The organism is Heliomarina sp., assembly GCF_052826185.1.
Window position 1 is genome coordinate 156,311 of sequence record NZ_JBRBUI010000016.1, and the last position, 16,446, is coordinate 172,756.

Here is a 16,446-nt window from a genome sequence, read left to right on the forward strand (position 1 = left end):
GCCGGTTGCACTCGCCGGGCACGCCAGTAGGCGTTGCTTGGTAAACATTTGGATGGAAACGATCGCTAGTGAATGAGTTCTACCTAAACTACTTCGGGCTCAACCAACGTCCGTTCACCCTGCTGCCGGATCCGGAGTTCCTGTACTGGTCGGAGCAGCACCGGCGCGGGTATGCCGTGCTGGAATACGGAATCATGTCCCGGGCACCGATCACGATTCTGACCGGTGAGATCGGCGCGGGCAAGACGACCCTGCTGCAGAAACTGCTTGGTCAGATAGAATATGGGGTCACCGTAGGGTTGATTTCCAACGCGCAGGGCAATCGGGGCGAAATCCTTCAGTGGGTGCTGAACTCGCTGGATGTCGAATTCGAGCCGAACGCCAGTTACGTGCAGAACTTTCAGAAGCTTCAGGACTTTCTCGTCGACGAATACGCACAAGGCAGACGTGTCATACTTGTCTTTGACGAGGCGCAGAACGTATCGGTCGAAGGGCTGGAAGAACTGCGGATGCTGACAAATATCAATTCCAACAAGGATGAGCTTATACAGCTTATACTTGTGGGGCAGCCGGAATTGCGCGACATGATCCGCGACCCCCGGATGAATCAGCTCGCGCAGCGCGTCGCGGCAAGTTTTCACCTCAACCGGATGGATCGCGACGGGACACGGGCTTATATTGTGCATCGAATGAAGACGGCTGGTGGGACCGGCGAAGAGTTCACAAAGGACGCCACGACGCTCATCTTTGAGGCGACCGGCGGCGTTCCCCGCCTCATCAACCAGTTGTGTGATTTTGGACTGCTCTATTCGTGGACAGACGACTCACGCGTTGTTCATAAGGATTGTATCCAGTCCATTCTGGACGATGGTACTTTCTTCTGGGCCGAGGGACGGCCGACGGAGACTGAAAATCAATGAACGAGATACGTTTTTATCTTTCGCTCTTCCTGCGCAGGCTTCCCGCCTTCCTGCTGGTCGCGGCCTTGGTTTCGGCGGTTTCGATCATCGTCGCCACAAGCCTGCCGCCCGCCTATGTGTCGCGGACGCGCCTGTTTGTGGAAGCACCGCAGATTCCGGAGAACCTTGCCCCGAGTACGGTCAACGTGTCCGGCGCAGAGCGGCTTCAGCTTATCGAGCAGCGGCTTTTGACGCGTGCCAACATGCTGGACATCGCAAACCGTCTTAACGTTTTGGAAGATCAGGACGAGATGACGGCGGACGAGATCGTCGGTGCGATGATGGCACGTACGCGGATTCGCAGCACGTCGGGGCGCAACGTGGCCTCGCTGATGCAGATCAGCTTTGAGGCGCGCTCGCCACGTCTCGCCGCCGGGGTTCTCAACGAATATCTCAAGCTCATCCAGGAAGACGATCTGAATTTCCGTCAGGCCCGCGCCGGACAGACGCTCGACTTTTTCGAGATCGAGGTGGATCGCCTGAGCAAGGAGCTCGCCGACAAGAGCGCGGCGATCCTCAAGTTCAAGAGCGAGAACGCGAACGCGCTTCCCGACAGTCTCGACTTTCGCCAGAAACAGCGCGCGAATTTTCAGGAACGGGCCGAGAGCATCGACCGCGAGATCTATGAACTGCAGTCGCAGCGCAAGCAGCTGATCGCGATTTTCGAAAGCGGCAACATGCAGGGCGAGCTGGGCGAGGCGTCGCAGGCGCAAAAGGCACTGGCGCAGGCCCGTGGTGAATTGGCTTCTTCGTTACTGCTTTACTCGGAAACTAACCCGAAGGTGCGGTTGCTTCAATCCCGGGTCGCTCAGCTGGAAGAAAAGGTTAAGGCCGAGGCAGATGCCGCAATCAATGCCTCGGGCGAAGAGCTGCCGGAGAATGCGGAGGTTTCCAATCCCGCGCTTCAGCTGCGTTTGAACGAGATCGACCGTCGCATCGAAAGGCTTGAAAGCCAGCGTGACTCGGCCGAGCAGCGTATTGCCGTGCTGACCGAGAATATCAACAAGACGCCTGCCAATGACGTGGTGCTGGATTCGCTTCTGCGCGACTATGATAACATCCAGAAACAGTACAACACGTCCGTGGGGCGCCTGTCGCAGGCGTCGACCGGCGAGCGGATCGAGGTCCTGTCGCGCGGCGAGCGCCTGACGGTGATTGAACAGCCCGCTGTACCCAACCGTCCGACCAAGCCGAACCGGATGAAAATCGCCGGCGCAGGTACGGCTATGGGCATCGCTCTCGGGCTGGCGCTGATCTTCCTGATCGAGTTCCTGAACAAGGCGCCGCGCCGTCCGGAGGATATCATCAAGAAGATGGATATATGGCCCATCGCCGCGCTTCCCTACACCCGTACACGTCGCGAGTTGGTGATGCAGCGGAGCCGCAAGCTGGCCCTGATCCTCATCATTCTGGTGGGAGGGCCGATCACGGTCTGGGCCGTGCACGAGTTCTACCTGCCGCTCGACCTTTTGGCCGAGAAGGTGATGAACAAGATGGGCGTGCGCTGGTGATGATGAATATGGTTAACAGTATGTATTTTGGGTTGGAGGTCTGACAATGGACCGTTTGCAGCAGGCAATTTCCAAGGCGCGGATGCGCCGAGAAGGGGCCGAAGCGCCCGCAGCGGGCAAGCCCGCTCAGCCCGAGCGCAGGGAGCGTAAGCCTCAGGCGCAAGGCCTGAGCGAATTGGACGCCCGCTGGGGTGAATTCGAGCCGCTGACCATCGATGCCAAGACGGTGACGAACAATCGTCTGGTCGCCTACAGCTCGGGTGAAAGCTCTATCCCCTTCGATATGCTGCGGACGAAGATCCTGCAGCAGGCCCGCAAGAACAAGTGGAAGCGGATCGCCATCTGTTCGCCGGAAAGCGGCGCGGGAAAGACCACGGTTACCGTGAACCTTGGGCTGAGTTTCAGCCGGATGCGGGAAAAACGCCTTACGATCATGGATTTCGACATGCGTCGGGCCGGGCTTTCGCGGGCGCTGGGCCAGTCAACCAAGACGAGCATGTCGGACGTGCTTGAGCGCCGTGTTGCCTTTGCGGAGCATGGCAAGTGTCTGGAGGGCAATGTGGTCTTTGGGTTCAACCGTGAACGCGTCAAGAACCCGTCGGAGATTCTGCAGAACCCGGTGACGGCGCAGGTTCTGGACGAAATCGAATCTTACTACGAACCGGATATCATGATCTTTGACACGCCGCCGCTGATGGTCAGCGACGACAGCCATGGTTTCCTTGAGCAGATGGACTGCGCGCTGCTGATCGCGGCGGCCGAGATCACTTCGATGGACAAGCTTGACGTGGCAGAACGGCAGCTTTCGGAACTGACCAACGTGATGGGGATCGTGTTGAACCGCTGCCGCTATACGACCGGCGCGCACGGCTATGAGAACGAATACTACTGAGTGCTGGTCTTGCGGGTTCTGAACCGGTTTATGACCGCCATCGTGACCACACCCGCGACGAAGCCGCCGAGGTGCGATTCCCAGGCCAGCGCGCCGTCTTCGAGAACCCACATGAACAGGTTCAGCAGAGCCAGCAGAAAGCAGTCCCTGAGGATGATACGGGCGCGCCGGTTCAGGTCTGGCTCGGCGATCCAGTCCTGATAACGCCACGCCCCGGTCAGACCGAAGAGCGCGCCCGAGGCTCCGACCATCGGGTTGAAGGCCGTGCCGAGCAGGGCAAATCCAAGCGCGCCGCCCAATGCGGAAATCAGGTAGAGAAGGAAAAAGGGCCAGCCGCGCAGGTTACGGGCGTTCAGTTGCATGAGGTAGACAAGCGAGGTCATGTTGCCCGCGATATGCAGGAAACCGGCGTGCAGGAAAGAATAGGTAAAGAACATCAGCCAGGGCTGCGCCGCGTAGTTGGGGCGCCAGTTGCCCAGAAGACCCGCCCAGAAAGCCCCGTACTGATAGGCGGTGTGACGGAGCCGGGGCGTCGCGAAGAACCCGTAATCCGCCGCCATCAGGGTCAGTTCGATGGCCACAGGAACGACCAGAAATATCAGCAAAAGCGGGACCGGCAGCCACCAGCCGCTTGGGTCCTCGATCTTGCTGCGCGATGTCCTCATGGCCAAGCGATGCAGTGTTTGGATGCAATAGACAAGGGTCGATTGGCAGCGCGACCGCATTGCTCATCCAAGCGTGACATGGCGTCACTTGTGCTGCACCAAAACTGATGTTTACGTCGGGACAGAAACCAGCGGAGGCCAAGCTTTGATGAGGCGAATGTGGATCTTGTCGGTGCTCGCGGGCCTGTTTGCGCCAGTGGCAATGGCAGGCACTGTCACGATCGAGCAGAACGATCTTGTCCCGAGCGACATTCGCGGCGTGCTGATTGCCCGATATCTTGAACCGGGCAAACCCGATCTGTCGCAACCTTTGTTCGGTCCGCGGTTCCGGGCGCCCGAGGCGGAGCTTTTGAAATCACAGATCGCACGAGGCATTTCCGGCGGTTTCGGCGGCATCATGTTCGAAAATCGCGACCGGGGCCATTCGACCCTGCCCAAGACGTTGTTTCCCCAGATGACCTATCTGGAATACGACCCGATCCTGCAGAAAGTCGGCTGGGACTATGGGCTGGCAAACAAGATCGTGATCCCCGGCCCGCTGATCGGAAATTCTTCGACCGCGCTGACTGCGGGACCCAATGCCCGGAGCCAGATGCGCGCGGCGATGACGGTGCCGCTGGGGCCCGAAACGGCTTTCCTGCAATACACGTCAAACAGTCTTTATGTTTACCCGGAACATCGCGATCACGATGCCCGCGACCTGTACCCGGCGATCTGGCCCTATACGGTCAACAGCCAGGGGTCCTCGGGATCGGATCGGTTGTTCATGCGGGCGCTGCTGCTGACCCTCGCCGGGTTTTCGGCGGAAACCCGCGCAGCGCTTGAAGAAAGAAAACTGGTGTCGCCAACCTTGCAGATGATCATGCGACGCAATCTGGCCGGGGTAAATTCGAACATCGATTACATGTCCGGGATCGCGCATCGGTCCGCCTATGATGGCACTGACCTCAGGCCAGAGCGGATGGTCGCGCAGGCCGGGGCTTTGCAGCCGGAACACATCCCGCCAATGGTTCGGCTGGAAGTCGAAGAGGAAGATTTCGGGCCCAAGGGAGGGTTGATGCAGATGGAAGAACGTCTGTTCACCACGCCTGCGGCCATCGCGCGGATCTGGCGCAGTTACGACTGGGAGCGCGAGATCACACTGAGTGCCGCCGGAACCGAGGTGCCCGAGGGGCAGGATGTGCAATTCTTCTGGCGTATCCTGCGTGGGAATCCGCAGAAGATTTCAATCGAACCGCTTGACGAGCGCGGCATGCGCGCCCGCATCAGGATACAATGGCATGACGATTATCCTGCGCCGCCACTGCATGCCGGGAAGAACGGGCCACGTAAGACGTCGCGCGTTGATATCGGCGTCTTTGCGTCGAACGGATCGCAGATCAGCGCGCCTTCGTTCCTGTCGGTTACCTTCCCGACCCATCAGGAACGTCAGTATGGGCGGGGCGATGATGGCGAAGTCCGCCTGCAGGAGGTCAATTACGATTCGCAAGAGATGGAGCGTCGTTACGATCCGCTGCTTTTCTGGTCCGCTCCGTGGCGCGACACGTTTCTCTATGGCGATGACGGCGCGTTTGAAGGGTGGCTGCGCAGGACCGCCGGGGGCGAAGAAAAGATAGCGCCCGACGGGTTTAATGAGCAGGGGGTGCTTGTCCTCTACAACATGCAGCGCAATCAGGACGGAACCGTCAATCTTGTCCGGCGCGGGTCTTCCGGCCCGGCGCCGTGACCTAGACCATCCTGATCACGTCTTTCTCGATCGCGAGCATATAGCCGCGTCGGGCAATATTCTTGACCAGCAGGGCGCTGACCATCTGGTTGCCGAGCGTATCGCGCAGCCGTTTTATCCGCGTGGCGCCGGCCGCTTCGTCGCAATCGCTGGCCGGACGGCCGGAGATCACGGATTCGATTTCGGCACCTGAGAGAACGTCATCGTCCAGCCGCGCCTCGGCCAGAACGGCGAGCGTTTCCATCGCGGCGGCGGTGAGTTTGAAATCGAGGTTGTTGAGATAGACGGTGTTTTCCTCGCGGCTGATCAGCAGCGAATTGACCTGAATGCCGGTGCGTTCGATCTGGGCCATGCGCCGGTTCAGCGCGGTCAACAGGACCAGAAAGACCAGCGCGGCAACAAGCATCGCGGTGGCAAAGACAAGCAGCACGAAGATCACCATCCGGTAGCTGGACAGCGTGTCGGAAAAAGCCGTGCCGGACTGGGCGAGGATTTCCAAGAGCCTGATCTCGGCCTGCTGGGTCAGCCCGTCGTTTTCGATAAACAGCTGTTCCACCCGCGCGTTGAAGGCATTTGCATCCGGCAGGGTCAAAAGCAGAAAGATCCCGGCCGTGGCAAGGATCAGGACGATGGCGGCGATCCCGGCGCCGACGATCAGCGTTCCGGATTTGCGCGTATCAGTAACGGAGAAAGTAGTTGCCGGCATTGGCCTTCCTTTGCTGCAAACCTTCGGGGCCAAATACCGTGAGCACGTTCAGAAGTGTCCAGCCCTGCGACCTGAGCCGGGAGGCGAGTTCCGCGCGCGCCGACTGCTTGTTGCAGGGGCCGCTCAGTTGCATGACGCCGTAGTGCAGGCGCAGCGGGCTGTCCTGCTTGGCCTTGTAATCGGCATAACATTCCGCTGCCGCGGCACTGCCTGCGAGCATCGAAACGGCGACCAGAGTCGATATCAGCATCATGTTTCTCATTTCGCCATCCTGCGCGCGCGCGCGACGATATTCAATAACTTCAGGCGTTTGGAGGATTGCTATCCAATAACATCCCCGCGTTATTGCCTGACCTTGGCATAGAGGGGCAGGAATGGACCATCGACCGGTCACGTTGATCGGATTTATCCAGTACCGCCTTGGAAGGAACGCTTTCATGCACCGTAAGTTCATTGCCCTTATCCTTATGGCCTCGGTTCTCGTGACCGGCGCTTCTTCTTCTGCCCGCGCCGATGGCGAGGATCTGGCCCGCGCGCTGGCTGCGATTGCCGGGGTGGCGATTGTCGGCAAGATCATCTCGGACCGGCGCGACGATGACGATCATGTCACGCATGCGCCGGCGCCTGTCTATGGTCACACACCCCGCCCGCCGGTCTATGGGTACACTCCGCCCCGGACCCGGTCGAATTTTAACTACTCCGTGCATGGCTATCCGATCCGGCGACACACCACGCCGTATCCGGTTCGCCCCCGGCCTTCGCGGTTCGATCTTCCCGGACAATGCCTGCGGTCGTTCAGACTGAACAACAGGCCTGTCCAACTGTTTGGTGCCCGCTGCCTTCGTTACGAGTACGGGTATAAGGCGTCTTTGCCTGAAGCCTGCAAGTTTAAGTTCATCAGTAGTGGAGGAAAGCAAAATGGCTATGATTCAGCCTGCCTCCGCCAGCGCGGGTACCGGAGCGCCCGGTACTGACCGGGCCAGCGGCGCATTGCGTCGCCTTGTGGGGGAGGCTTCGGCCTCCCCCATTTTGTTTGGTCACGATTTGACAAGCTATTCCGGCTAAATCTGAGCGATCCGAGGAAAGGAGCCTGTCATGAATCCGATCGCCAATACAGCTGCAACGCCACGCATTTCACCTGTCGTTCGGTCAAAACCGGCAACAACTGAGGTTGCTGAAAAAACCGGTCTTATGCGCAGTGATCAGGAGGATCGCAAATCAAGGGCGAAACCAATTGAAGAGACGCTATCGCTGACCGTGGACAAGATCGATTCAGCGAGCCTTTTCGCAGCGGTTGCCCGGCGCGAAACAGCTGCCGCGCCTCACCCCGAAAAACCGAAGACCACGCTTGAATTCAATAAACCCGAGATCCGCACCGAACCGTTAAGCGATACGCCCTCCAATCAGGTCAAATAGGGCATATCGCCGGAATGACACTTGCAAATCTGTTCATGATCGGGTCACCACAGGGGTATGAACGGACCGGACGACAGGATTGAACGGCATCTGCTGCGCGAGGGTTTCGTGCGCATTGCAGGGGTTGATGAGGTGGGCCGTGGCCCGCTGGCCGGACCGGTGACCGCTGCCGCTGTTGTGCTGGATCTCGAAGTGGTCTGTGAGGGGCTTAACGATTCAAAGAAGCTTACCGCCCGCCGGCGCGATTTCCTGACCGAGCAGATCAATGAAAGCGCCGAGGTGTCGATTGCCCATGCCTCGGTCGAGGAAATTGACGCGATCAATATTCTGCAAGCCAGCCATCTGGCGATGGAACGGGCAATCGCCGCTCTGTCACCGATGCCCGATTTCGTACTGATCGACGGTCATCTCCTGCCGCGCGGTCTGCGGCTTCCTTGCCGGACGGTGGTTCGTGGAGACGCGATTTCCGTATCGATTGCGGCGGCGTCAATCGTCGCCAAAACATGCCGCGATCGGCTCATGGTGGATTTGGCGCAACAGCACCCCGGGTACGGCTGGGAGACCAATGCAGGATACCCGACGAAAAGCCACAGATTGGCGCTTCAAAATCTTGGCGTGACCCCACACCATAGACGATCCTTTAAACCGGTACACAATATCTTGTATCAAGATAAAACCGTAACCAATTGATTCAAAAAAGAAATTGACGCCGATTCGGCTTTGACTCATCCTGCTGTCAACCAAGAGAGCGCGAAAACGCGTCCGGTGAAGAGGCAGAAATGACAATGACCAAAGTAAAGAGCGCGGCGGCGCTCCCTCTAAACGCGATTCTGGGCGGAGACTGCATCGAAGTGATGAACAGTCTTCCCGAGGCGTCGGTGGACCTGATTTTCGCCGATCCGCCCTATAATTTGCAGCTCAAGGGCGATCTGCACCGGCCGGACAATTCCCATGTGGACGCGGTCGACGATGAATGGGACCAGTTCGCGTCTTTCGCCGCCTATGACAAGTTCACGACAGAATGGCTGGCCGCCGCGCGCCGCCTGCTGAAACCGAACGGCGCGATCTGGGTGATCGGCTCTTATCACAACATCTTCCGCGTTGGGGCCGCCCTGCAAAACCAGGGGTACTGGATCCTGAACGACGTCGTCTGGCGCAAATCGAATCCGATGCCGAATTTCCGGGGCAAGCGGTTCACCAATGCCCATGAAACGATGATCTGGGCCAGCCGCGATGAAGGTGCGAAATACACGTTCAATTACGAAGCGCTTAAATCACTCAACGAAGGCGTCCAGATGCGCAGCGACTGGGTGCTGCCGCTGTGCACCGGTCACGAACGGCTCAAGGATGAGCATGGCGACAAGGCTCATCCGACGCAGAAGCCGGAAAGTCTTTTGCATCGCGTATTGGTTGGTTCGACCAATCCCGGCGATGTGGTGCTCGACCCGTTCTTTGGTACTGGCACAACCGGCGCGGTTGCCAAGATGCTCGGTCGCGATTTCATCGGTATCGAGCGAGAGGCCAAGTATCGCAAGGTGGCTGAAGAACGGCTGAAAAATGTGCGCAAATTCGATCGCGAAGCGCTGCAGGTCAGCGCCTCGAAACGGGCGGAACCGCGCGTTCCCTTTGGCCAGCTTGTCGAACGGGGCATGTTGCGCCCTGGCGAAGAGTTGTTTTCGATGAATAAACGTCACAAGGCCAAGGTGCGGGCAGATGGCACGCTGATCGGTCTGGACGTAAAGGGGTCAATCCATCAGGTCGGTGCCCATCTTGAAGGCGCACCAAGCTGCAATGGCTGGACCTACTGGTGCTTTAAACGCGATGGCAAGACGGTGCCGATCGATGTGCTGCGCCAGCAGATCCGCGCCGAAATGCAAAACTGAATCAATACATTACGGAATACCGCCGGTGCCTGTGGCCTGACACATGGCACTAACCTTGCCCCGCCTTTTCCGGCGGGGCATTTTTTATCCAAGCTTTTTCCGGTCGCCGTACCTATCTTTGGATCGCCGACAGAGGAGCGTTCCGATGCCCATTTCAGATTTCATTCCCAACGGCCCGCCGCGCAGGGAGGAGGATGCTGAAACGCATCGCTTCGCCGAGGAGATCCTTGCGCGGCACAAGGCGGAAGGAATGGCATTTGCGATCAAGGCGCGCTGGATCGCGCTGTCGATCACCGGCGTCATGCTGATCTTTCTCATCGGCGACTGGTCAGTGCTATATTATGAGTTTCTGCTTCTCGCGCTCGCCGGCGTCGGGGCGTTGCAGTATTATGTGGGGCGGGTGGGCGTGTCGCGGCCAGAGTTGTTTCTTCTGGCGCTCGACCTCGTGCTGATGGCCTTTATCTTGACCTTTCCCAACCCTTTCTCGGGCGAAACCATACCGGATGCGGCGCGCTACCGGTATGACGGGTTCCTTTATTTTTTCGTCATACTCGCGGCAGGTACCCTGTCATATTCGTGGCGGACCATCGTGGCGATCGGGCATTGGACGGCGGCGGTCTGGCTGATCGGAGCGGGTCTTGTCTGGTGGTTCGGCTTTACCGATCCGGCGTTGAGCGAAGCCGCACGGACTGCATTTGCCGGCTATCCTCTTCTGGTTGACCTGCTGGACCCGAACGAGGTCGCATTCGACCGGCGGATTCAGGAGGTCGTCGTCTTTTTGATCGTGACCTATACGCTTGCGATAACGGTCTGGCGGTTCAATCGGCTAGTTCTGGGCAATGCCGAGTTGACGCGTGAGCGTGAAAACCTGTCGCGCTATTTTTCTCCGAACGTGGTGGCCGAGCTGTCCCATAACGACGAACCGCTCAAGCAGACCAAGATGCATGATGCGGCTGTGCTGTTCGTCGATATCGTCGGTTTCACCAATTTCGCCGCAACGCATGAGCCGGGTGAAGTCATTGATACGTTACGGGAATTTCACAGCCGGATGGAAAAGGAAGTTTTCCGTCATGGCGGGACGTTGGACAAGTATCTTGGCGACGGTTTGATGGCGACCTTCGGAACGCCCTTGCCGAGCGATCAGGATGCAATCAACGCGCTGCGCTGTGCGCAGGCCATGATGCGGTCGATTTCAGAGTTGAACGCAGAGCGTCGGGCGCAGAACAAGCCAGAGATCAAGGGCAGCCTTGGGCTGCACTACGGTCCGGTGGTTCTTGGCAATATCGGTGCCAACAGGCTGGAATTCGCGGTGCTTGGGAACACGGTCAACGTGGCGAGCAGGATGGAGAAACTGACCCGAAAGCTGGCCGTAGAGATGGCGGTTTCGGATCAGTTGAAATCGCTGGCGCAGATCCAGTCGCCTGATGAACCGTTTCTTCTGACCCTGATTCAGGGCGAGCGGCAGCAGATTCGCGGGCTTGATGACCCCATCGATGTCTGGACCTGTCGGCGGGAAACGTCTGAGACTACTGCCCGTCTGCATTAGTGCATTGTCGCACCCTCAGGCATCGCGGAAAGAATTACCTCGGGTGTGAAGTCGGCCTTGGTAACAACATTGGAAACGCCGGCCATCTTTGCCTTTTGAAACATGAAGGGCGAGGGCCAGTCCGAGACAAGGATCACGGGGATCGAGGAAAACGTGACGTGCTCTGCCAGTTCGAGCGCGAAATTGGCGCCTTTACCATCGGGTAGGTTGTTGTCGAGCAGGATGAGTGACACCCGCCCGGACAAAAGCGCCCGGCGCGCGGCATCCAGAGTAGAAACCACCCTTATGTCGATGTTTTTTTCAATCTTTTGCATGACTCGGGTCATCATCATCTGATCAAAACGGCTGTCTTCGATGATCAGGCATTGCGGTGCAGTCAGCGTTTTGTCGGGCATGAGCCATCCCTTTCAAGACGTGCATTCGACCGAAGTCTGGCAGGCAAGTCTTAAGGAATGGTTCATCTCAGCGGGGTTAGGGCAGGTCCCACCTATTATACGGACCCCAGTCGGTAATTTCGGGGTAATACATGTTTCGCCAGCGGCGCACGCGCGGGTTCATCATCCGCCGCCACAGACGCGGGATCAGCGCTGCCGTTGTCATGACCGCATATCCATGCGGTAACTGCGGCGCTTCATCCTGCGTATAGTTCTGAAGCAGCGGGAAACGCCGGTTCGGTTTGTAATGGTGGTCGGAGTGGCGTTGCAGGTTGATCAGCAGCCAGTTCGATGCCTTGTGCGCCGCGTTCCACGAATGGCGGGGCTGGACATGTTCGTATTTGCCATCGCCGAGGTGTTTGCGAGTCAGACCGTAATGTTCGACGTAGTTCACCAGTTCGAGATGCCAGATCGCGATAAAGGCCTGCAGAAGGAAAAGGCCGACTCCGGTGAGGCCACCAAGGGCAAAGGCAAGTCCGAGCATCAGCGCCTGAAGGAGCGCGTAGCGGTAGAAAGGATTGGCAAGGTCGGTCCAGCCTCGGTCTTTCTTTGCCAGTTTTTCCTTTTCGGCCCGGAATGCCGAAACGAGGCACTGGCGCAGGACGCGGGCGAAAAAATGATGAAAGTTCTCGTTGTACCGGGCGGTAACGGGGTCGCGCGGGGTGCCCACATAGCGGTGGTGCACCAGCAGATGTTCGGAGCGGAAATGCGAATAGAGCACCATGGCCAGCAGCCAGTCGCCAAAAGCCCTTTCGATCCGGGATTTCTGGTGCATCAGCTCGTGACTGTAATTGATGCCCATCGTGCCGGTCACGACACCGATGCCAAAGAACAGACCGATGAGTTCCGCCGTTCCAAGATGCTCGGCGCGGGTGGCGTACCAGATCGCCCAGAAAAGAGTACCGAACTGGATCGGAGGCCATGCCAGAACGAGGATACGATACCAGAAAAGCTGTGAATCGGGCGTATCGGGGTCGGCGTTTTCCAGATTGAGTCCCAGCACCTGGTCAAGCGCCGTGTAGCAATTCCACGTGACGAGGGGGATCAGCAAAACATACCAGCCGCCCTGAACCGTACAGAACCAGATCAGGGGGGCGAGTAGAAAGGCGGAGGCATACGGCAGGATTTGCTGCCAGCGGGCAAGAGTTTCGGGCGCGATCATTGCACTCTCTCATAGCTGAGTTGAATGATTACCACCTAGATTTTTCTGGTTAACTGAATTCTCAAGCACAGTACGGTACTAGGAATCACGCCACAAATTATAGGCTTTCCGCATGACGGTCGGAAGATCGGACGGCCGGAAAAGATCTTTGGGCAGGAATTCTCCGGTATCTGGAAGCTGATTCTGCGCCACCTTTGCGTGTCGGACAGAGAGGATGAGGTGAAAATGGGTAAAGGTGTGCCGCACCTCGCCCGGCAGGGTTTGCCAATCTGCGGTTACGGGAGGCTGCTCGGCGGGGGAGTCGCCCCAGTCGGAGCCGGGCCAGCCGAGCATGCCGCCGAGCAGACCCTTTTCAGGGCGGCGTTCAAGCAGAACGGCACCGTCATCGCGTTCCACAAGATAGACGATACCATAACGCGTCGGCTTGGGTTTCTTCGGCGCTTTGCGGGGCAGTTCGGGCGCGGTGCCTGCGGCGCGGGCAAGGCAGGGGTCACGCAAAGGGCAGATACCGCAGGCCGGGGATTTCGGCGTGCAGATCGTGGCGCCCAGGTCCATGACGGCCTGCGCATAATCGCCGGGGCGCTGTTCGGGTGTCTGCACGGCTGTCAGCCGCGCGAGTTCGGGTTTGACCGTGGGGAGCGGCGTGTGGATGTCGTATAGCCGGGCCATGACCCGTTCGACATTTCCATCCATGACCGGTTCGGGCCTGTCAAAGGCGATGGCGGCGATTGCGGCCGCCGTATAGGGGCCGATGCCGGGCAGGGCGAGGAGATCGGCGCGTTCCTCCGGGAATTGCCCGCCGTATTCTTTGGTGACGACACGGGCGCATTTCAGCAGGTTCCGCGCCCGGGCGTAATACCCAAGCCCGGCCCATTCCCCCATGACATCGGCATCCTCGGCTGCTGCCAGATCGGATATATGTGGCCAGCGCTCAGTGAAGCGTTCGAAATAGGCTTTGACCGTGGCGACCGTGGTCTGTTGCAGCATGATCTCGGAGAGCCAGATGCGATAGGGGTCGGGCAGGACTCCCGCAGCGCGTGCCGCAGGTCCGACACGCCAGGGCAGATCGCGGGCGTGGACATCGTACCACGCAAGCAATTCGGGCGCGATGAAACAAATCCGGCCGTTTTCGTCACGCAATCTTTATGCCCCCTGCGGTGTGGTTTCTCTGGTGCCTGCCCGGCAGAGGTTTACACTAGCGCCGATGCGAACGGAAACCATGTCGATGAACAAAAGAAACTCTACGACACGCGGGTTCAAACGAACCGCAAGCGTTCTGGACGACCAGATCCGCCGCGCGGGCGAAAGCCGGGGATTCGCCGTATCGCGGGTACTGACCCACTGGGCCGAGATTGCGGGTGCCGATATCGCCGAGATCGCCCGGCCGGTGAACATCGGCTATGGACGTGGTGGTTTCGGCGCAACATTGACGGTTCTGACGACAGGCGCGCAGGCGCCGATGCTCGAGATGCAGAAAGACAAGCTGCGCGACCGGGTGAACGCCGCCTATGGCTATAACGCAATATCGCGGGTGCGGATCACCCAGACCGCCCCAACCGGGTTTGCCGAGGGACAGGCGCAGTTCGCCGCCCCCAAGCCCGCCCCGAAACCCGAACCGGCGCCGGAAGCGGTGGCCGCCGTGCACGAGGCCGTGACGCCCGTGCAGAATGATGATCTGCGCGCCGCACTTGAACGTCTGGGCCGCAACGTACTAATCAAATCAAAACGTTAAGAAAGGAATGACATGACCCGTCTTGTCGCACTTCTCTGTGCCGTGATGGCTGTCGGCATCGGTGGCTATTTCGTGCTGGGCACTTCCGGTACGAACACAACCCAAATTTCGCCCTTTGTCAGCGCCGCGCATGCGCAGGACAGTAGCGAGATCGATATCTCGACCGTCGAGGAAATGACGCTTGGGGCCGAGGACGCGCCAGTGACGATGATTGAATACGCGTCTTTCACCTGCCCGCATTGCGCGAGTTTCCACCAGAATATCTTTAAGGATATCAAGAAGAACTACATCGACACCGGGAAGGTGAAACTGGTCTACCGCGAGGTCTATTTTGACAAGTACGGTCTTTGGGCATCGTTGATTGCACGTTGCGGCGGACCCGAGAAATTCTTTGGCATCGCTGACCTGATGTACAAGTCGCAGGCTGAGTGGGTACGTGCCGGTGGTGCGCCCGAGATCGCGGGCGAGCTGCGCAAGATCGCGCGTTTGGCCGGTGTCGACAAGGAAACGCTGGATCAGTGCCTGTCGGACGGCCAGCAGGCGCAGAAGATGGTCGCCTGGTATCAGCATAATGCCGAGGCCGACGATATCACCGGCACGCCGAGCTTTATCCTGAACGGTCAGAAAATCGCCAACCAGGGCTCTTACGAGGCATTCGCCAAGCTGATCGACGCAGAGCTGGAGAAGTAATGTCTGCACCACTTGCTGGACTGAAAGTCATTGAACTTGCTCGGATTCTGGCCGGCCCTTGGGCCGGTCAGACTCTGTCTGACCTCGGTGCTGAGGTTATCAAGATCGAATCCCCCAACGGCGACGATACCCGTGCCTGGGGTCCGCCATTCGTAACCCGAGATGAGGATGTCTCTGCCTCGTATTTCCATTCCGCCAATCGCGGCAAGGCGTCGGTCACTGTCGATTTCTCGAAGCCGGAAGGTCAGGAGAAGATCCGCGAAATGATCAAGGATGCGGATATCCTGATCGAGAATTTCAAGGTGGGCGGTCTGGCGAAATACGGTCTGGACTATGACAGTCTGGCCAAGATCAATCCGCGCCTGATCTATTGCTCGATCACCGGCTTTGGCCAGACCGGGCCTTATTCGCACCGCGCGGGCTATGATTTCATCATTCAGGGCATGTCGGGTCTGATGTCGATCACCGGCGACCCGGAGGGGCAGCCGCAGAAAGCAGGTGTGGCGATTACCGATATCTTCACCGGGGTCTATTCGGTGACAGGTATTCTTGCCGCCCTGCATCAGCGTGAAAAGACCGGGCGCGGTCAGCATATTGACATGGCGCTTCTGGACGTGGCGGTTGCCGTCACCGCGAACCAGGCGATGAACTACCTGACGACAGGTGTCGCGCCGGGCCGCATGGGCAACGCGCATATGAACCTGACCCCCTACGAGGTGTTCGACTGCTCCGACGGTTATATCATCATCGCAACGGGCAATGACGGGCAGTACCAGCGACTGTGTCGTCTTCTGGGGCTCGATGACATGGCCGAAGCGCCGGATTTCCTGCACAACAAGGATCGCATCGCAAACCGTCGTGTCATGATCGCACGGCTGAACGGGGCGACAGCAGGTTGGACCAAGGAAGATCTGCTGAAAGGGTGTGAATCACAAGGCGTTCCTGCCGGGCCGATCAATGATCTGGCCGAGGTCATGGCCGATCCGCAGGTGGTTGCCCGGAAGATGCAGATCGAACTCGACGGTGTGCCGGGCGTGCGTTCGCCATTTCGTTTTTCTGATGCGGAACTGGCGCTGACGCGACCGGGGCCGAAACTGGGTGAAGATGACTGATTGCTGAGAGCG

General features: G+C 58.7%; 18 protein-coding genes. 12 read left to right on the top strand and 6 right to left on the bottom strand.

The features are described 5' to 3' along the window. Positions 1-68: 68 nt before the first annotated feature. Genes ACU0FH_RS04050 through ACU0FH_RS04060 form a run of 3 tightly spaced genes read left to right on the top strand, consistent with a single transcriptional unit; the run spans position 69 to position 3,362 of the window. Positions 69-920, top strand: coding sequence for an ExeA family protein (locus tag ACU0FH_RS04050; protein ID WP_446193467.1), 852 nt, complete (start codon positions 69-71; stop codon positions 918-920). Continuing rightward, positions 917-2,470 (top strand): GumC family protein, encoded by a 1,554-nt coding sequence (locus ACU0FH_RS04055; protein ID WP_446193468.1) that lies wholly within the window; start codon positions 917-919, stop codon positions 2,468-2,470. Before ACU0FH_RS04050 ends, ACU0FH_RS04055 begins: the two co-directional genes overlap by 4 nt. A gap of 46 nt (positions 2,471-2,516) precedes the next feature. Then, on the top strand, positions 2,517-3,362 hold the full coding sequence (locus tag ACU0FH_RS04060; protein ID WP_446193469.1) for a CpsD/CapB family tyrosine-protein kinase: 846 nt from the start codon (positions 2,517-2,519) through the stop codon (positions 3,360-3,362). Here the strand turns inward: ACU0FH_RS04060 and ACU0FH_RS04065 are convergent. After that, a complete protein-coding gene (locus ACU0FH_RS04065; RefSeq protein WP_446193470.1) occupies positions 3,356-4,027 on the bottom strand; it encodes a rhomboid family intramembrane serine protease in 672 nt (223 codons plus the stop codon). The two genes, ACU0FH_RS04060 and ACU0FH_RS04065, sit on opposite strands and share 7 nt — an antisense overlap. 157 nt (positions 4,028-4,184) lie before the next feature. Here ACU0FH_RS04065 and ACU0FH_RS04070 point away from each other — a divergent pair, with 157 nt between their 5' ends. Beyond that, on the top strand, positions 4,185-5,753 hold the full coding sequence (locus tag ACU0FH_RS04070; RefSeq protein ID WP_446193471.1) for a hypothetical protein: 1,569 nt from the start codon (positions 4,185-4,187) through the stop codon (positions 5,751-5,753). A gap of 1 nt (position 5,754) precedes the next feature. Here ACU0FH_RS04070 and ACU0FH_RS04075 read toward each other — a convergent pair whose 3' ends face one another. Further along, positions 5,755-6,459 carry a winged helix-turn-helix domain-containing protein gene (locus tag ACU0FH_RS04075; protein WP_238371787.1) on the bottom strand — a complete coding sequence of 235 codons (705 nt, stop codon included), beginning with the start codon at positions 6,457-6,459 and terminating at the stop codon, positions 5,755-5,757. After that, the gene (locus tag ACU0FH_RS04080; RefSeq protein WP_446193472.1) at positions 6,431-6,721 is read right to left on the bottom strand and encodes a hypothetical protein; all 291 of its coding nucleotides are present in this window, start codon (positions 6,719-6,721) and stop codon (positions 6,431-6,433) included. The genes ACU0FH_RS04075 and ACU0FH_RS04080 overlap by 29 nt, the downstream gene beginning before the upstream one ends. Before the next feature lie 175 nt (positions 6,722-6,896). Between ACU0FH_RS04080 and ACU0FH_RS04085 the strand changes: the two genes are divergently transcribed. The 5 genes from ACU0FH_RS04085 to ACU0FH_RS04105 all read left to right on the top strand — a co-directional run bounded on the left by ACU0FH_RS04085 (position 6,897) and on the right by ACU0FH_RS04105 (position 11,304). After that, entirely contained in the window at positions 6,897-7,433 is a 537-nt protein-coding gene (locus ACU0FH_RS04085; RefSeq protein WP_446193473.1) for a hypothetical protein, read from the top strand. Positions 7,434-7,554: 121 nt separating this feature from the next. After that, entirely contained in the window at positions 7,555-7,875 is a 321-nt protein-coding gene (locus tag ACU0FH_RS04090) for a hypothetical protein (protein WP_446193474.1), read from the top strand. Positions 7,876-7,932: 57 nt separating this feature from the next. Further along, entirely contained in the window at positions 7,933-8,565 is a 633-nt protein-coding gene (locus tag ACU0FH_RS04095) for a ribonuclease HII (protein ID WP_446193475.1), read from the top strand. Between the two features lie 89 nt (positions 8,566-8,654). Further along, positions 8,655-9,758: a DNA methyltransferase gene (locus tag ACU0FH_RS04100; protein WP_446193476.1), complete on the top strand. Its 1,104-nt coding sequence runs from the start codon at positions 8,655-8,657 to the stop codon at positions 9,756-9,758. Positions 9,759-9,903: 145 nt separating this feature from the next. Beyond that, positions 9,904-11,304: an adenylate/guanylate cyclase domain-containing protein gene (locus ACU0FH_RS04105; RefSeq protein WP_446193477.1), complete on the top strand. Its 1,401-nt coding sequence runs from the start codon at positions 9,904-9,906 to the stop codon at positions 11,302-11,304. Here ACU0FH_RS04105 and ACU0FH_RS04110 read toward each other — a convergent pair. From ACU0FH_RS04110 to mutY, 3 genes are all read right to left on the bottom strand, one after another. Beyond that, positions 11,301-11,699, bottom strand: a complete 399-nt coding sequence (locus tag ACU0FH_RS04110) for a response regulator (protein ID WP_446193478.1) — start codon at positions 11,697-11,699, stop codon at positions 11,301-11,303. The genes ACU0FH_RS04105 and ACU0FH_RS04110 overlap by 4 nt on opposite strands. 76 nt (positions 11,700-11,775) lie before the next feature. Further along, a complete protein-coding gene (locus tag ACU0FH_RS04115) occupies positions 11,776-12,900 on the bottom strand; it encodes an alkane 1-monooxygenase (RefSeq protein ID WP_446193479.1) in 1,125 nt (374 codons plus the stop codon). Positions 12,901-12,978: 78 nt separating this feature from the next. Then, positions 12,979-14,040 (bottom strand): A/G-specific adenine glycosylase, encoded by a 1,062-nt coding sequence (mutY, locus tag ACU0FH_RS04120; RefSeq protein WP_446193480.1) that lies wholly within the window; start codon positions 14,038-14,040, stop codon positions 12,979-12,981. Positions 14,041-14,125: 85 nt separating this feature from the next. Between mutY and ACU0FH_RS04125 the strand changes: the two genes are divergently transcribed. From ACU0FH_RS04125 to ACU0FH_RS04135, 3 genes are read left to right on the top strand one after another with little or no spacing between them, the layout of a single operon-like run. After that, the gene (locus tag ACU0FH_RS04125) at positions 14,126-14,632 is read left to right on the top strand and encodes a DUF721 domain-containing protein (protein WP_446193481.1); all 507 of its coding nucleotides are present in this window, start codon (positions 14,126-14,128) and stop codon (positions 14,630-14,632) included. 12 nt (positions 14,633-14,644) lie between these two features. Further along, the gene (locus ACU0FH_RS04130; protein WP_446193482.1) at positions 14,645-15,322 is read left to right on the top strand and encodes a DsbA family protein; all 678 of its coding nucleotides are present in this window, start codon (positions 14,645-14,647) and stop codon (positions 15,320-15,322) included. Beyond that, entirely contained in the window at positions 15,322-16,434 is a 1,113-nt protein-coding gene (locus ACU0FH_RS04135) for a CaiB/BaiF CoA transferase family protein (protein WP_446193483.1), read from the top strand. Before ACU0FH_RS04130 ends, ACU0FH_RS04135 begins: the two co-directional genes overlap by 1 nt. The last annotated feature ends 12 nt before the right edge of the window (positions 16,435-16,446 follow it).

Bases quoted from the DNA above. Each gene is read 5' to 3' on its own strand.
- ACU0FH_RS04055 (WP_446193468.1), top strand. From the start codon at position 917: ATGAACGAGATACGTTTTTATCTTTCGCTCTTCCTGCGCAGGCTTCCC.
- ACU0FH_RS04060 (WP_446193469.1), top strand. From the start codon at position 2,517: ATGGACCGTTTGCAGCAGGCAATTTCCAAGGCGCGGATGCGCCGAGAA.
- ACU0FH_RS04095 (WP_446193475.1), top strand. From the start codon at position 7,933: ATGAACGGACCGGACGACAGGATTGAACGGCATCTGCTGCGCGAGGGT.
- ACU0FH_RS04090 (WP_446193474.1), top strand. From the start codon at position 7,555: ATGAATCCGATCGCCAATACAGCTGCAACGCCACGCATTTCACCTGTC.
- ACU0FH_RS04085 (WP_446193473.1), top strand. From the start codon at position 6,897: ATGCACCGTAAGTTCATTGCCCTTATCCTTATGGCCTCGGTTCTCGTG.
- ACU0FH_RS04075 (WP_238371787.1), bottom strand. From the start codon at position 6,459: ATGCCGGCAACTACTTTCTCCGTTACTGATACGCGCAAATCCGGAACG.
- ACU0FH_RS04115 (WP_446193479.1), bottom strand. From the start codon at position 12,900: ATGATCGCGCCCGAAACTCTTGCCCGCTGGCAGCAAATCCTGCCGTAT.
- ACU0FH_RS04100 (WP_446193476.1), top strand. From the start codon at position 8,655: ATGACAATGACCAAAGTAAAGAGCGCGGCGGCGCTCCCTCTAAACGCG.
- ACU0FH_RS04070 (WP_446193471.1), top strand. From the start codon at position 4,185: ATGTGGATCTTGTCGGTGCTCGCGGGCCTGTTTGCGCCAGTGGCAATG.
- ACU0FH_RS04065 (WP_446193470.1), bottom strand. From the start codon at position 4,027: ATGAGGACATCGCGCAGCAAGATCGAGGACCCAAGCGGCTGGTGGCTG.
- ACU0FH_RS04130 (WP_446193482.1), top strand. From the start codon at position 14,645: ATGACCCGTCTTGTCGCACTTCTCTGTGCCGTGATGGCTGTCGGCATC.
- ACU0FH_RS04110 (WP_446193478.1), bottom strand. From the start codon at position 11,699: ATGCCCGACAAAACGCTGACTGCACCGCAATGCCTGATCATCGAAGAC.
- ACU0FH_RS04080 (WP_446193472.1), bottom strand. From the start codon at position 6,721: ATGAGAAACATGATGCTGATATCGACTCTGGTCGCCGTTTCGATGCTC.
- ACU0FH_RS04135 (WP_446193483.1), top strand. From the start codon at position 15,322: ATGTCTGCACCACTTGCTGGACTGAAAGTCATTGAACTTGCTCGGATT.
- ACU0FH_RS04105 (WP_446193477.1), top strand. From the start codon at position 9,904: ATGCCCATTTCAGATTTCATTCCCAACGGCCCGCCGCGCAGGGAGGAG.
- ACU0FH_RS04125 (WP_446193481.1), top strand. From the start codon at position 14,126: ATGAACAAAAGAAACTCTACGACACGCGGGTTCAAACGAACCGCAAGC.